The organism is Porphyromonas sp. HMSC077F02 (assembly GCF_001815465.1).
Classification (GTDB): domain Bacteria; phylum Bacteroidota; class Bacteroidia; order Bacteroidales; family Porphyromonadaceae; genus Porphyromonas_A; species Porphyromonas_A somerae.
Map to the genome: position 1 here is coordinate 2540 of NZ_KV820673.1, position 13640 is coordinate 16179.

Here is a 13640-nt window from a genome sequence, read left to right on the forward strand (position 1 = left end):
GGACCTCTGCCGAGGTCCTTACTCATAGACACCCAGCTAAAAACCATACAGCGTGAACTTTCTAATGCGTAGCCCGTGAGTACCACTCAACCATTGGAGGTCTCCATCTGTTTTAAGAGTATGAAGCAGTATGTAGAGAATAAAATACGACAATGCCTAGGGGAGGATAATCCTTCCCTACTTTGGCTCGCCTACTTACTTCCTTTTGGCCTGCCCATAGTCGATACGTGGGGCAAAGGAGTAGTGGCAGGCTGGGTGCTCCTATGCATCGGAGTGCTTCTGCTCTTTGTACGTGGCACTCAGCGCCATCGGCACTCTTGGCGAATGACGCTCTTTCTACCTGTCTTGGCACTGTTATTAAGCACAGTAGTGAGCTTCTACCTAGTGCCTCATTGGCACCTCTATTGGAGCTTGCTCTCTATGGCACTTTCGTCTGGATGGCTGTGGAGGATTGAGGAGACCTTGGCACGGGAGAACCCTCTCAGCATTGAGGAGTGGCTCTTTAGTGCCCGACTATTTGGTATCGGGAGCCTTGGGTATATGCTCATTTGCCTTTTGGGTCTTCATAGATTCGGTTGGTCGGAGTGGGCACCAATGCCACTCATTATTATAGGGGTGGTACTGCATCAAGCTCGGGTGCACAAGGCATCGATCTGCTGGAAGCAATCCTTTTGCTGTCCTATCGGCACTCCCTTGGTGCGGATGGCGATTGTACGAGGTAATGAATTATGGCTAACGAAAAGGCCCTACACTGGCTGCTTTGTGGAGAATAAGGAGGCTCCTTGCCACGCAGCAATCTATAGAGATCAACCGCTGACCACTTGTGTTAATCCTGGGGAAACACCTGAGGAGGCAATTCATAGGGCGTACTGCTCTATCGGATTAAAGTTGAAGGAGACGCCTCGGTTTCTGCTCAAGTACGGCTACCACCCCACACCAGAAAATGAGCGGGTAGTCTATCTATTTGTGCTCAACCTTAGGGGGTATAACTATGAGACAACACTCAATATGAGAGGGCACTTCTATAGCCCTGAGAAGATTGACCACCTCATTGCTAAAGATTACTTTCAACCCCAATTTGTGGAGGAGTACAAGTATCTCAAGAATACGCTTCTCCGAGCTAATGCCGTTCTCGACTCAAATATGGTTACCGAATAAGGCGGTAGCGGCTTCGCACCTCTTTGATAGAGATTCGCTCCTCAAAGTGCCACCACTCTTTGCGTATATTGCGTAGTCCTACCGCATTCATCTGCTTGGTGAGGTAGCGGCGGTGTTTGTAGGCCTCTTTAGAGATCAAACCTTTCCGTAGCAACTCCTCCTCCTTATCGGTATGGCTACGAATGCCAAAATGGTCTACTGGGCTACCCATATCCACACGCTCTCCTGTCTGGGTATTGATGATGGTAAGGTCTACTGCCGCACCATAGTTGTGCCTTCCTCCGCCATTGGCTGGCGATGCTACATACCCTTGATATTTGGTTCCTCGCACGGTATTGTACATCTTTTTCTGAACACTCAAGGGGCGAGCTGCATCGCAGATCAATAGGGAGTACTCCTCGCCCCAATCCTTCTTGAGACGAGCCTGCACCTGCTTTAGCTTTTCAGCGATATGGGGTAGGATGTAGGCGGTAGTCCACTCGCCATACATATCTACGCCTACAAAGTTATCGGTAGAGGCGTACATCAGCTCTACCTGAATAGTAGGGTCTACCTGCTGGATATCTACCAGCCCGACGATGCTATCCCCTGCTGAGGAGGGGGTAAAAGAAAAGAGGCATTGAAGTACGATTAAATACTTCAATACCTCTTTAAGTATATTGATTCGTGACATTGTTTAGCTATTCATGGAGGCTAAGAACTCGATATTATCTACCGTATTCTCCATACGAGACTTGATGAGCTCCATGGCTTCGAGAGAGGTCATATCATTGATATGACGGCGAAGCACCCACATACGATTGAGGGTCTCTTGATCCTGAAGTAGGTCGTCACGACGAGTGCTAGAGCTCTGCAGATCCACTGCTGGGAAGATGCGCTTATTGGAGAGCTTACGATCGAGCTGTAGCTCCATATTACCTGTTCCCTTGAACTCCTCGAAGATCACATCATCCATCTTGGATCCGGTCTCAGTAAGTGCGGTAGCAAGAATGGTGAGACTTCCGCCTCCCTCGATATTACGAGCTGCACCGAAGAAACGCTTAGGCTTCTGCAACGCATTGGCATCAACACCACCCGATAGCACCTTTCCAGATGCCGGCTGAACGGTATTGTAGGCACGAGCAAGGCGGGTAATGGAGTCAAGCAAGATGACCACATCGTGACCGCACTCTACCAATCGCTTGGCCTTCTGTAGGACAATATCGGCAATCTTCACGTGCTGCTCTACTGGCTCATCAAAGGTAGAAGCAATCACCTCGGCATCGACGTTGCGTGCCATATCTGTCACCTCCTCAGGTCGCTCATCAATCAGTAGGACAATCATATAGACCTCGGGGTGGTTATGGGCAATCGCATTGGCAATATCCTTGAGGAGCATTGTCTTACCAGTCTTTGGCTGTGCTACGATCAAACCACGCTGTCCCTTACCAATAGGAGAGAAGAGATCAACAATTCTCACGCCAACCTTGTCATAAACCTTGGAGGCAGTAGGTGCTTCCAACTTGAACTTCTCAGTAGGGAAGAGAGGGGTTAGATGGTCAAAAGGTACTCGGTCACGCACCTGCTTAGGGTCGCAACCATTGAGACGCACCAAGCTCTTCATTGGGAAGTACTTATCCTTATCCCTCGGCGGAGTAATGATCGCCTCAATGACATCGCCGGTCTTTAGCCCATACGACTTGATTTGCGACTGAGACACATAGACATCATCGGGGGAGGATAGATAGTTGTAGTCGCTGGAGCGAATAAAACCGTATCCATCAGGCAATACCTCTAGCACACCAGTGCTATGAAGGGTATCCTTGAAGTCGTAGGTAGGCTTCGCTGGTTGTGACTCTGCCTGTGGCTGACGATTCTGGTTGTTATTGCCCTGATGATTATTATTGTTCTGAGCTGGGTTGCCCTGTGGCTTCTTTGGCTGTTGCTGACTATTATCTGTCTGGGCAGCTTTTTGCTGTGATGCTTGCTTAGGCTGAGTCGTCTCCTCTTCCTTAGCTGGAGCACCCTTCTTCTCCTCCTTTTTAGGTTGATTAGGGGCAATCATCCCCATCATATCGGTGAGTACCGAATTGCTGGCATTCTTATTGACAAATACCTGAGGCTCATGCTTTGCAGCGGGCTTAGCCTCCTCCTTAGGAGCCTTGGCCTTATCATCAGAGTTGTCAGTCTTCTTAGGTTGCGCCTCAGACTTCTTAGCAGTCTCCTCCTTCTTAGCCGCCTCTTGCTCTGCCTTCGTAGGTCTACCACGGCGACGAGTAGGCTTATTTTCCTTAGACCCCTCCTTGGTATCAGCTTCCTCGTCCTTGTTGGCTGTTCTACGACGATTGGTGGCAGTTGCTGCCTTGGCCTTTGCAATAGCCTCCGCCTTATCAGGCTCTTCCTTCTTTTCTGGAGTTGCCTTTTTTGCAGCTGTCTTCTTAGGAGCCGACTTGGTAGTCTTTGCCTTTGTGGTTGCTTTCTTTCGACCACCAGCCATTTGCTGTGCCGACTGATTGGCCTGTTCGTCTAGGATTTGATAGACTAGTTCCTGTCGAGAGATCTTAGGTAAACGTCCCTTAGTCCCTAGCTCCTCAGCGGCTTTATTGAGTTCATCATCACTTAGAGCATTGAGCTCAAAGAGTGTATAACTTTGTGCCATAAAAAAAACAATATATGCGTTAGCCTACTTAGAATATCTCCAAATGCATCTCCTCACTGAGGAGCCTGCTAAAGGGTATGTTGCTAACGCTTTAATTATATGGAAATATTAAAAAGAATATAAAGTGGGCAGTGATGGATTCGAACCACCGAAGGCGTAAGCCAGCTGAGTTACAGTCAGCCCCATTTGGCCACTCTGGTAACTGCCCATCTAGCTAAAAAGCTAGCAAAGTCTTAGTATTAATAAGGAGTAGTACCCCTTTATCTAACGCAAAGTTACGAATATATCACGAGATACCAAAATATTTGACCAATTAATCGTCAAGGTCCTCGGTAATGAGAAGGCCATTGGCTACCTCTAGGGCCTTATCGTATCCAACGAGCTCACCCACAATGGCGGCACCGAAGTTGAAGACATAGCCTGGTCCACGGCCAGTGATGATCTGACCATCAATAACGGCTGGTTTCTCCTTGTACTTCGCCCCCTTCAGCTCCTCTTCAAAGCCAGGGTAAGCAGTTGCCTTCTTTCCCTCTAGAAGGCCCATACGACCAAAGACTAGTGGTGAAGCACACATCGCAGCGATATGCTTTCCCGCCTCAAGGTGACGAGTAATGATCTCTCTGAGCAGCTCGCACTCATAAAGATTAGTAGCTCCAGGCATACCGCCAGGAAGAGCAACAGCATCTACCACCTCATCCTTCACCTCCTCAATAGTATAGTGAGCCGTAAGCTGTAATCCGTGCGAAGAGGTGAACTCCTTCGTAGGATTGATAGAAACAAAATAGGCATCAATGCCACCTCGCTTTAGGGTATCATAAGTACCGACTGCCTCGGTCTCCTCTGTGCCATTGGCCACAAAAATATAAACTTTCTTTGTCATAGTCATCTCGTCTTATAAGGTTCATTAATTAAGTTGGAAGCGGTAGGTAATGGTACCCGTTTGAGTATTCGTCTCATCTACCGCATTGAATCTCGTAGCTAAAGCTGCCTTTCGGGCACTTTTCCTCAACGATTCATTACCTGTCGTGGTACCTGGTCCAATCTCTGCTTTTAGCACCTTGCCCGAGGGGTTTACATAAATTATCACCACGACCACCCCCTCCTCCTGTACCGTGTAGCTAGGTCTTTGTAAAGCAGTTCCTGCCGCCAAACCACGACCAGCTAGAGAGAAGCTACCAAATCCACCCACTCCAGCATTGGCACCACCCGAGGTGACGTTACCATCGGGCGAACCAGCTCTACCTGCGGGTGCCATCGGGTCGCTACCCGTGCCACTACTCCCTGTATTTCCAAAGGCGCCAGAGACATTCTTTCGGATCGCCTCACGTTTACGTGCCGCCTCTTGCTCCTCACGCTTACGCTGCTCCTCTCGCCTCTTCTGCTCCAGTCGGCGCTGCTCCTCCGCATTATCCTTCTTAGGCTTTTCAGGAGCCTTCACCTCGGGAGCTTCGGGCGTCTCTTGTGTCAAAAGCCCATTCTCCTCCACCTCAGGCATAGGCTCGGGAGACACAGGCTCATAGTCGGGCTCCAACTGATGTGGCATAAACATACCCGAAGCGAGGGGCGTATCACCGATATTGACCAGTATTCCACCGCCCTCCTCAGGCACCTCAGACTTAAGGAACAAAAAGAGAAGCAAGACTATTGCCACCGCATGGATAGCAATGGTTGTCACCAACGCTATCGCACGATACTTATTATTCTCTTTCTTACTAGGCATAGTTTACTCCAAGGCTCTCGTAGCCAAAACCATCTGATAGTGGTTTTCGACTGCTATATTGAGCAGCTTCACAATCTCACGATAAGGCACCTCCTCATCGGCATAAAGTGCCACATACATATCCGGATTGGCCTGCTTTGTCATCTCCAGATAGGGAGCGATCTCCTCAAAGGTCACCGCCCGATCCTCCTCACCTTCCATTCCCACGAAGTACTGCAGGTCAGAAGTCAGTACAATGCGTGTAATCGCTCTAGGAGTGGTCTGCTGGCTCGACCGTGGCAAAGTCACCTTAAGGGCACTCGGCACCACAAGTGTGCTGCTCACCATAAAGAATATCAGGAGTAGAAATATGGTATCCGTCATAGACGCCATACTAAAGAACTCCATTGCTTTGCTCTTACGCTTCAGTTTCATCTCCCTGATGGCTCATTAATAAGGTCCATAAACTCCAGTGCCTCTTGCTCCGACTTCGTGATCACCTCATCCACCTTAGTAGTGAGATAATTGTAAGCGAAAAGAGCCAGGATACCGACTACAAGACCGCCAACGGTACTGACCAATGCCTCATAGATACCACCAGAAAGAAGGCTAATATCCACAGCCGAACCAGCATTTGCCATATTGAAGAAGGCCTTAATCATACCAGTTACCGTACCCAAGAACCCGATCATAGGAGCTCCAGAGGCCACCGTAGCCAGTACCGGAAGTCGCTTCTCCAGCTTTGCCACCTCAATATTTCCCACATTCTCAATCGCAGCAGAGATATCGGCCATTGGGCGCCCGAGCCTTTGGATTCCCTTCTCCACCATCTTTGCTCCCGGAGTCTGCTTACTTTGGCAAAGGTCCAGAGCCGATTGTATCTTCCCTTCACGAATATAGTCACGTATCTTACTGGTAAAGTCGTCGTCCTTCTTAGTCATACTCTTGAGCAAAAGGAGACGCTCCACAAATACATAGAGTGCGATCAGTGAGAGGATCAAGAGCACCAGCATCAACCATCCTCCCTTCGTTGCTAGTTCCCAAATTGATATCTCACCCACACCATTCGCCACTGCGGCGGTCCCGCTTGCCGAAAGGTCGGGCATCGCATTATATAGGGTATCACTAGCCACTTGAAGTATTGTACTTAGCATAAAATCAATTAAATATATTATTTCCTTTGTTTCAAACAATCCAAATACCGCCTTATCGTCTCCTCGAGCCCTAGATACAAAGCATCACAAATCAAGGCATGTCCGATAGAGACCTCCGCTAGATTGGGGAGACACTTATCAAGGAAAGCAAGGTTATGCAAATCAAGGTCATGCCCCGCATTGAGCTCCAGCCCCACCTCCTCTGCCACTTTAGCAGCACGAACAAAAGGTGCCACCGCAGCTTCTCTATCAATATGATAATTGGCAGCATAAGGCTCCGTATAAAGCTCCACCCTATCCGAGCCCACCTCCTTAGCAGCACGGATATTATCCGCATCCGTATCCACGAATATAGAGCTTCGGATCCCCCTCTCGTGCAACTGCCCAATAATCTCACTGAGGAAATCAAAGTGCTCACGCACCTGCCACCCCGCATTACTTGTCAAGACCCCAGGTGGGTCTGGTACCAGCGTCACCTGAGTAGGCTGCACATCGAGTACCAGCTTCATAAATTCAGGCGAAGGGTAGCCCTCGATATTGAATTCCGTTGTGACCACCTTCTTCAGGTCGTACACGTCGGCATATCTAATATGCCGCTCATCGGGGCGAGGGTGCACCGTGATCCCCTCCGCTCCAAAGTGTTCAATATCCTTCGTTACCTGTATCAGGTCCGGATTATTGCCACCCCTGGCATTTCGCAGAGTGGCTATCTTATTGACATTTACACTCAGTCTTGTCATACCGACTCCTTTCTTAAAGCTTAGAGAGGTGATGCCCCATCTTATTCTTCTTAGTCAGGAGATAGTCGTGATTGTACTCATTAGGCTTTATCTCAATCGGCACAATCTCCGCCACCTCCAGCCCAAAGCTCTCCAGTCCGATCCGCTTCACAGGGTTATTGGTCATCAAACGCATCTTCTGCACTCCTAGCTGTCTGAGGATTTCGGCACCTACCCCATAGTCACGCTCATCGGCTCTACATCCTAGGTGTAGATTGGCTTCCACTGTATCCAGGCCTTGCTCTTGGAGCTTGTAGGCAGCGATCTTATTCATCAGACCGATACCACGTCCCTCTTGCTGCAAGTAGACAATCACACCTCGGCCTTCCTCTTGCACCTTACGCATTGCCTCGTGGAGTTGGTCGCCACAATCACAGCGGTAAGAGCCAAAGATGTCTCCAGTGATACAACTGCTATGCATACGCACCAAGACCGGCTCAGAAGTAGATACATTGCCTTTAACTAGAGCCACATGCTCCATTCCATTGCTCTTTTGCTTGAAAGGAACTACTCTAAAATCACCATAAGCTGTTGGCAATTGTGCCTCCTCACCCTTCTCCACGATACTCTCCGTGCGAAGGCGGTACTTAATCAGGTCGGCAATCGTGATGATCCGCATACCATACTTCTCCGCAATCACCTGCAACTGAGGCATACGTGCCATCGTACCATCCTCATTGATGATCTCAATCAGACACGCAACGGGCTGTAGCCCTGCCAACTTACACAAGTCCACCGAAGCCTCCGTATGCCCAGCTCTTCTCAGCACTCCCTTGCTCCTCGCCCTAAGTGGGTTGATATGGCCAGGGCGTCCAAAGTCCGAAGCTTTGGCTTCGGGGTCGGCAAGAGCATTGATCGTCGTAGCACGGTCATACATAGAGACCCCTGTGGTCACCCCCTTACCATTCAGGTCTACCGTTACGGTAAAAGGGGTTTCATACTGCGAAGTATTATCCGCCACCTGCAGAGGGAGCTCCAGTTCGGCACAGCGCTCCTCCGTCATAGGGGCACAGAGCACGCCCCTTCCGTGGCTCATCATAAAGTTGATAATCTCAGGAGTCACCTTTTCCGCAGCGATGATAAAGTCCCCCTCATTCTCCCGATCCTCATCGTCCACCACGATCACTATCTTCCCGGCTTTAAAGTCCTCGATAGCCTCCTCGATTGTACTTAGCTTAAATTCCATTTCTACACTCTATATTGTATTAGTTATTTAGTTTTGCTCTCTCAATATCCACCAGCAGCACCTTATTATACTGCCGAATGGCTTTCACCCCCCTAATATACCTTTTATTTCGCAGAATATAAAGCAGATAGCAGAGACCACCCACAGGGAAAAGCCACATCAGTAGCCCATTGACCCCTCTTTTAGTCGTCCGCCACTCCCTTATCAAATACCTCAGATAAGGATACCCCTCCAAGTGATCCACCAGCGAATAGTCCCGGCTATGCTTCAGGTGCCCCACCAATTGCTCCACCTGCCGATAGAGCTCTCTCCTTTGGGCAAAATAGGCCTCATTCCTAAAGAATTGCCCATATCCTAGTCTCCCCGCCTCCAATTGCTCCTTTGCCAGCTGATCCAAAGCCAAAACCTGCTCCCTTGCCAGCTCATAATCCACCGACTCCATAGTCACCTCCTTGTACTCCACCGTTCGCTTGGTACGAGGGCCCCACAAAGAGCGTAGCTGGGTGATGAAGTCCACATTCCAGCGATTGGTATCCCTCGACGCCACCACACAGAGGAGCACCCCCACAGGCACTAAGACCATATTGGGTAGCCACATACCCACCCACGTGAGGAGCGTCCCCTCACGAGCCATTTTGATGCCAAAGGTCTCCAGAATATAAAAGAAAATAAAGAGGAATACCGCCACCAAGAACGGCAATCCCATTCCCCCCTTTCGGATCAAAGCACCCAGAGGGGCACCGATCAAGAAGAAAGCAATACAGGCAACCGGATAGGTCAGCTTCCGCCAATACTCCGACTCATTTTTCCGAAGCAAGTCCACATCCTCCCGCATCTCCTCCACCGTAAAGAAGGTCTCATTCTGCACCCTCGTCACCTGAGAAATGGCCGAAGCATAGACGCTACTCGCCGTACTTGCTCCCACAGCGCTCAGCTTCTTCCCCACATCAAAGGACGCGTAAGCCACCTTTGATTTCTTTGTCTTCTTTGGCATTGGTGTCTTCATCTCCTCACTAGGCACCACCTCCGCCTCCGATAACGACTCAGCATAGGTATCCTCCAATTGCTCCAGCCGCTCCGAGTAGCTTCCCTCAGCATCACCACTCTCCGAAGAAGTCCGCTCCACAGCCCTCTTCATCTGCTCCATACTCTCCTCCCGAAGCGACTCCTGAAGCGACTCTAGTTCACTCGACTGCCCCACCATCTGATACCCCAGCCTCTGAGTACTATTTTGCATACCTAGGAGCGCCAAAGAGTCGATTTCCACCCGTAGCGAATCGGTATATGCCTTCAATTGTCGCATATCCTTACCCACAAACTGACTGGTGAGGATCGATTCATCCACCATACTCAGGTCGGTATTAAAGGGGATATGCAGCTCCTTGTACCCAAAGCGCTCACGCAAAAAAGGGCGATCCTCCGAAGTCTGATAGTAGCTCCCTTGCCCCTTCAGGTTTTGAAACGACTCCCCATGATACAGCTCCAGGATCAGCTCCTGTCCCTTGGGAGTAGAGTAGAGGCGACCACTATCTGCCACTACCACCATCGCCTCATCAAAACCCGGCGAAAAGTCGTACAGCATCAGCCCATAGAGCATCTTCCGCTTGTTATCCTTTTTCTCCACGAAGATACTGTAGTTATCCACCCCCTTATAGAAAGCTCCCTCGGGGATCGCCAGCTCGGGCGACTTATTTTTGATCGAGAAGTAGTATTGCCAAAACTTCACCTGGCTCTGAATCATCCAGTCGTTTTGAAAAACGAAAAGCCCCATCGCCAGCACCACCACAAAGTAAAAGGCCGGCTTCAATATCTTGTAGAGCGGGATACCCGCTGCCTTCATTGCCAGCAGCTCCATCCGCTCCCCGAGGTTACCAAAGGTCATCAGCGACGCCACAAGCACCCCCAGCACCAGTGCCAGCGGTACCATCGTCATAGAGGCAAAGAAAAGCAGGCGAAGGAGTACTAGGCCATCCACTCCCTTCCCCACCAGCGTACCGACCGACTGCCAGAGAAATTGGATCACCACCACAAAGAGCGACACCGAAAACCCCGCCAGCAATAGCGGGATAAACGTCTTGACAATATATGTATAGAGCCTCTTAGGCCGCCATCTCTTCATCACTCAGCAGATAGATCTACTTCACCACACCCCTCACCCCCTCGGATTCAGCTACAAATTTAGCAAAAATCCGCTTCATCACCTAGCTAGTATATCATTGAGTGAAGTGAGCCGAAGCATCTCCACACCCACCCCCTCATCTATCGCCGAGTGGGTGATCTCAATGGTATAAGGCCTATTCGGAAGCAGGTCAAAGAAGTTGTCGCTATACTGAGCCCCTTGCCAAGGGGTCTCCACAAAGAGCGACTTGACCAAAACAGGACTGCAAAGGGTCACTCTCAGTCGCCCCTGCGATGCCTCAAGCGAGATGGAAGGGGCCGCCTTCGGCAGCTGCATCTCCTTCGGCAGCTGCATCTCCTTCGGCAAGGTAGGGAAGAAAAGGTTCCGCGCCAATAGCTTCTGCCCCGCCTTTAGCTCTAGCTCCACAAAGAGTTGCCCCCCACACTGCTCTAGCTTTTCCTTTGCTAGCTCCCCCACCTTTTGACTAAATGGATAGCGTTCGCTCCGAAAGCTAAATTGTTCCGTCCAAAGTTGCCGACCAAAGTAGTCCTGCCCCTTCAATTCCACCACTAGAGGCCCAAGCTCAGGCTTCAATACCTCGTCCGAAGCGACCCAAATCGCACCCTCCACCAAGTCCACAATATAAGGGGCATACGCCTCCCGCACACGGTAGTGTAGTGCCTTGTGATTGCCCCAATAGTCCACCCCCGACCAGCTTACCGTAGGCCATACATCATTGAGTTGCCAGTAGAGGCTCCCCATATTGAGCGGATAGGCACGCCTCAGGGCACGGATCGCATAACCCATGCCATCACCCTGTAGCAACTGCCCCACATAGATATAGTCTACAAAGTCCTCAGGCACAGGATAGGCACGCGATAGATAGTCGGTAATCCGCTGATTACCCACAAAGGAGCGCTGCCGATTCTTCAGGATCGGGCTCTCAATCGTCAGCCTTTCCACCTGCACACCAGGGGCAAAGCTCTCCACCGTCTTTCGCTCGGGAAATGCCTGAAAACCATATTCCGAGGCAAAGCGACCTGGATTTTGGTCGAATTCCGTAAAATCCTTACCTCCAAACCATACCCGCCAATTATGCGAATCCCCCTTCAGAAAGCTCTCTGGTCTTCCCCAATTAGAGCTCACGGGCGAACCGTGAATATAGGCCACATCGGGCACCAACACCTTCAACTTCTGAGGAATCCATTGCCTAAAGAGAGCATCATACCCCGTCAGCATCTCCCGATACTCCTCATCGCTATAGCCGTAACTCCGTTGCCACCCCCAATGCTTCAACCCCTCTAGCACCTCATTATTGCCACAGAGGAGGGCGAGCGAAGGGTGCTTCCGCAATCGCTTCACCTGATCCTCTAGCTCCATCTCCACCGATGCCCTAAAGGTAGGGTCACTCGGGTAGGCGGTACATGCAAAGGGGAGGTCCTGCCACACCAAGATGCCATAACGATCTGCTAGTTGGTAAAACTCCTCGGACTCGTAGATACCCCCACCCCATACACGTAGCATATTGAAGTGCAGGGGCAAAATATCCTCTTGAAACACCTGCTCCAACGTACGACCACCACCCCCCATCCAGCGGTCGTGAGGCAGATAGTTAGCCCCTTTCACATAAAGCGGACACCCATTCACCACAAACTGAAAACGCTCCCCCTCGGCATCTTCACTCCGGTCCAATTGGATCTCGCGAATCCCAAAGAATGTGGTATCCCGCTCCAAGACGGTCTCCTCAGCTCCACCCTTCACCAGTATTCGCACCACCTGATAGAGCGGTTGCTCCCCCCACCCTCTCGGCATCCAGAGGCGGGGATTTTCTACCCCCATTGTGAGTTGCACTCCCTCTCCGCTAGAGAGCAGTTGCCCCTCGGGATCCCAAAGCTCTACCCGAAGGGTGCTCCCCTCAGGATCGCCCTCCACCTCCGAAGCGATAGAGACCGTGGCAGAGCGGGCCTCTCCCTCCTCACTCCACTCAATCTCATTCCGCAGCTGTAGCTCCCCCAGCGAAGCCACACCCACACCTCGAAGCACCACCGGCTCCTTCACTCCCATTGCCACCAACCGAGGACCCCAGTCCCAACCATACTGATAGGGAGCTGTCCGCACAAAGGGGCTATACTTCACCGCTCCACGGTCGTTATCGGCAGGATACATAAAACCATTGGAGAGGTACTGAGCATGTGCCATTCCCATCGGCGAAAGGAGGCGGATCACCAGCCGATTCACCCCACTCCTCAGATACCCCTTCACCTCCCAGCGGTAGTGGCGAAAGAGATTGTCGCACCGACCCACCAAAGCCCCATTAAGGTAGACTTCGGCAAAGGTATCCACACTCCCCATCTCTAGCCAAAAGCGGTCGTGCCGAGCCAGTGCCCCCTCCTCCAGCTCTAGCGTTGTACGGTAGAGCCAATTGCGGTCGCTCACCCACTGCACAGAGTCTTCATTTGCCTCCACAAAAGGGTCGGGAAGGAGCCCCAGCCCCACCAAACTACCCTGCACTGTACCAGGGAGCTCGGCTCGGTGCCACTCGCTACGCCCCTCCTCCTGTAGCTCAAAGGCCTGAAGCACCCACCGCTCACTCGCCTGCAGCCCATCGGCACGCACCTCCACACACAAACTACTGAGGAGAAGCAGCACCACCAAACCGACTACTCCACACACACCAAACTCTTTGCATCGCTCCACTACCACACTCATATATATAATAGAACCACTAATAATAATAAATGCTCCGCCCCCTCACACAAAGATAAGAAATAAAAATAACACCGCCCCTCCCACCTCCCACACCTCCATAGGGGTTACGCATTAGGAGGGTCTTACCGAGTGGAATTCATCAGAGTGTCAATGAGTAAGGACCGCGTCAGAGGTCCGACGGATCCTAGCCCCCGAGTC

Annotated in this window: 11 protein-coding genes and 1 tRNA gene; 1 reads left to right on the top strand and 11 read right to left on the bottom strand. The window is 50.9% G+C overall.

Annotated elements, in window-relative coordinates:
• Positions 1 to 120 precede the first annotated feature (120 nt).
• Positions 121 to 1158, top strand: a complete 1038-nt coding sequence (locus HMPREF3027_RS05340; RefSeq protein WP_070707528.1) for a hypothetical protein — start codon at positions 121 to 123, stop codon at positions 1156 to 1158.
• Here HMPREF3027_RS05340 and HMPREF3027_RS05345 read toward each other — a convergent pair.
• The 11 genes from HMPREF3027_RS05345 to HMPREF3027_RS05395 form a co-directional block, all read right to left on the bottom strand.
• Positions 1148 to 1831, bottom strand: a complete 684-nt coding sequence (locus HMPREF3027_RS05345; protein WP_070707529.1) for a M15 family metallopeptidase — start codon at positions 1829 to 1831, stop codon at positions 1148 to 1150. The genes HMPREF3027_RS05340 and HMPREF3027_RS05345 overlap by 11 nt on opposite strands.
• Positions 1832 to 1834: 3 nt before the next feature.
• Positions 1835 to 3796, bottom strand: a complete 1962-nt coding sequence (gene rho, locus HMPREF3027_RS05350; protein WP_070707530.1) for a transcription termination factor Rho — start codon at positions 3794 to 3796, stop codon at positions 1835 to 1837.
• Positions 3797 to 3921: 125 nt separating this feature from the next.
• Positions 3922 to 4004: transfer RNA gene (locus tag HMPREF3027_RS05355), tRNA-Tyr, on the bottom strand.
• A gap of 105 nt (positions 4005 to 4109) precedes the next feature.
• Positions 4110 to 4676 carry a DJ-1 family glyoxalase III gene (locus HMPREF3027_RS05360; RefSeq protein WP_070707557.1) on the bottom strand — a complete coding sequence of 189 codons (567 nt, stop codon included), beginning with the start codon at positions 4674 to 4676 and terminating at the stop codon, positions 4110 to 4112.
• A 24-nt stretch (positions 4677 to 4700) separates the two neighbouring features.
• The gene (locus HMPREF3027_RS05365; protein WP_070707531.1) at positions 4701 to 5516 is read right to left on the bottom strand and encodes an energy transducer TonB; all 816 of its coding nucleotides are present in this window, start codon (positions 5514 to 5516) and stop codon (positions 4701 to 4703) included.
• Positions 5517 to 5519: 3 nt separating this feature from the next.
• Positions 5520 to 5930 carry an ExbD/TolR family protein gene (locus HMPREF3027_RS05370; RefSeq protein ID WP_018028813.1) on the bottom strand — a complete coding sequence of 137 codons (411 nt, stop codon included), beginning with the start codon at positions 5928 to 5930 and terminating at the stop codon, positions 5520 to 5522.
• Complete coding sequence (locus HMPREF3027_RS05375) at positions 5927 to 6649, bottom strand: MotA/TolQ/ExbB proton channel family protein (RefSeq protein WP_083317525.1); 723 nt, start codon at positions 6647 to 6649, stop codon at positions 5927 to 5929. Before HMPREF3027_RS05375 ends, HMPREF3027_RS05370 begins: the two co-directional genes overlap by 4 nt.
• Positions 6650 to 6666: 17 nt before the next feature.
• Positions 6667 to 7389 (bottom strand): pyridoxine 5'-phosphate synthase, encoded by a 723-nt coding sequence (locus HMPREF3027_RS05380; RefSeq protein WP_018028811.1) that lies wholly within the window; start codon positions 7387 to 7389, stop codon positions 6667 to 6669.
• Positions 7390 to 7402: 13 nt separating this feature from the next.
• Positions 7403 to 8614, bottom strand: coding sequence for a bifunctional 3,4-dihydroxy-2-butanone-4-phosphate synthase/GTP cyclohydrolase II (locus tag HMPREF3027_RS05385; RefSeq protein ID WP_070707532.1), 1212 nt, complete (start codon positions 8612 to 8614; stop codon positions 7403 to 7405).
• Positions 8615 to 8633: 19 nt separating this feature from the next.
• Positions 8634 to 10733 (bottom strand): LptF/LptG family permease, encoded by a 2100-nt coding sequence (locus HMPREF3027_RS05390; protein ID WP_070707533.1) that lies wholly within the window; start codon positions 10731 to 10733, stop codon positions 8634 to 8636.
• A 78-nt stretch (positions 10734 to 10811) separates the two neighbouring features.
• The gene (locus HMPREF3027_RS05395; RefSeq protein WP_070707534.1) at positions 10812 to 13442 is read right to left on the bottom strand and encodes a beta-mannosidase; all 2631 of its coding nucleotides are present in this window, start codon (positions 13440 to 13442) and stop codon (positions 10812 to 10814) included.
• Between the last annotated feature and the right edge of the window lie 198 nt (positions 13443 to 13640).

Excerpts from the sequence above, each read along its gene's own strand:
- HMPREF3027_RS05340 (WP_070707528.1), top strand. The coding sequence starts at position 121 with ATGAAGCAGTATGTAGAGAATAAAATACGACAATGCCTAGGGGAGGAT.
- HMPREF3027_RS05345 (WP_070707529.1), bottom strand. The coding sequence starts at position 1,831 with ATGTCACGAATCAATATACTTAAAGAGGTATTGAAGTATTTAATCGTA.
- rho (WP_070707530.1), bottom strand. The coding sequence starts at position 3,796 with ATGGCACAAAGTTATACACTCTTTGAGCTCAATGCTCTAAGTGATGAT.
- HMPREF3027_RS05360 (WP_070707557.1), bottom strand. The coding sequence starts at position 4,676 with ATGACAAAGAAAGTTTATATTTTTGTGGCCAATGGCACAGAGGAGACC.
- HMPREF3027_RS05365 (WP_070707531.1), bottom strand. The coding sequence starts at position 5,516 with ATGCCTAGTAAGAAAGAGAATAATAAGTATCGTGCGATAGCGTTGGTG.
- HMPREF3027_RS05370 (WP_018028813.1), bottom strand. The coding sequence starts at position 5,930 with ATGAAACTGAAGCGTAAGAGCAAAGCAATGGAGTTCTTTAGTATGGCG.
- HMPREF3027_RS05375 (WP_083317525.1), bottom strand. The coding sequence starts at position 6,649 with ATGCTAAGTACAATACTTCAAGTGGCTAGTGATACCCTATATAATGCG.
- HMPREF3027_RS05380 (WP_018028811.1), bottom strand. The coding sequence starts at position 7,389 with ATGACAAGACTGAGTGTAAATGTCAATAAGATAGCCACTCTGCGAAAT.
- HMPREF3027_RS05385 (WP_070707532.1), bottom strand. The coding sequence starts at position 8,614 with ATGGAATTTAAGCTAAGTACAATCGAGGAGGCTATCGAGGACTTTAAA.
- HMPREF3027_RS05390 (WP_070707533.1), bottom strand. The coding sequence starts at position 10,733 with ATGAAGAGATGGCGGCCTAAGAGGCTCTATACATATATTGTCAAGACG.
- HMPREF3027_RS05395 (WP_070707534.1), bottom strand. The coding sequence starts at position 13,442 with ATGAGTGTGGTAGTGGAGCGATGCAAAGAGTTTGGTGTGTGTGGAGTA.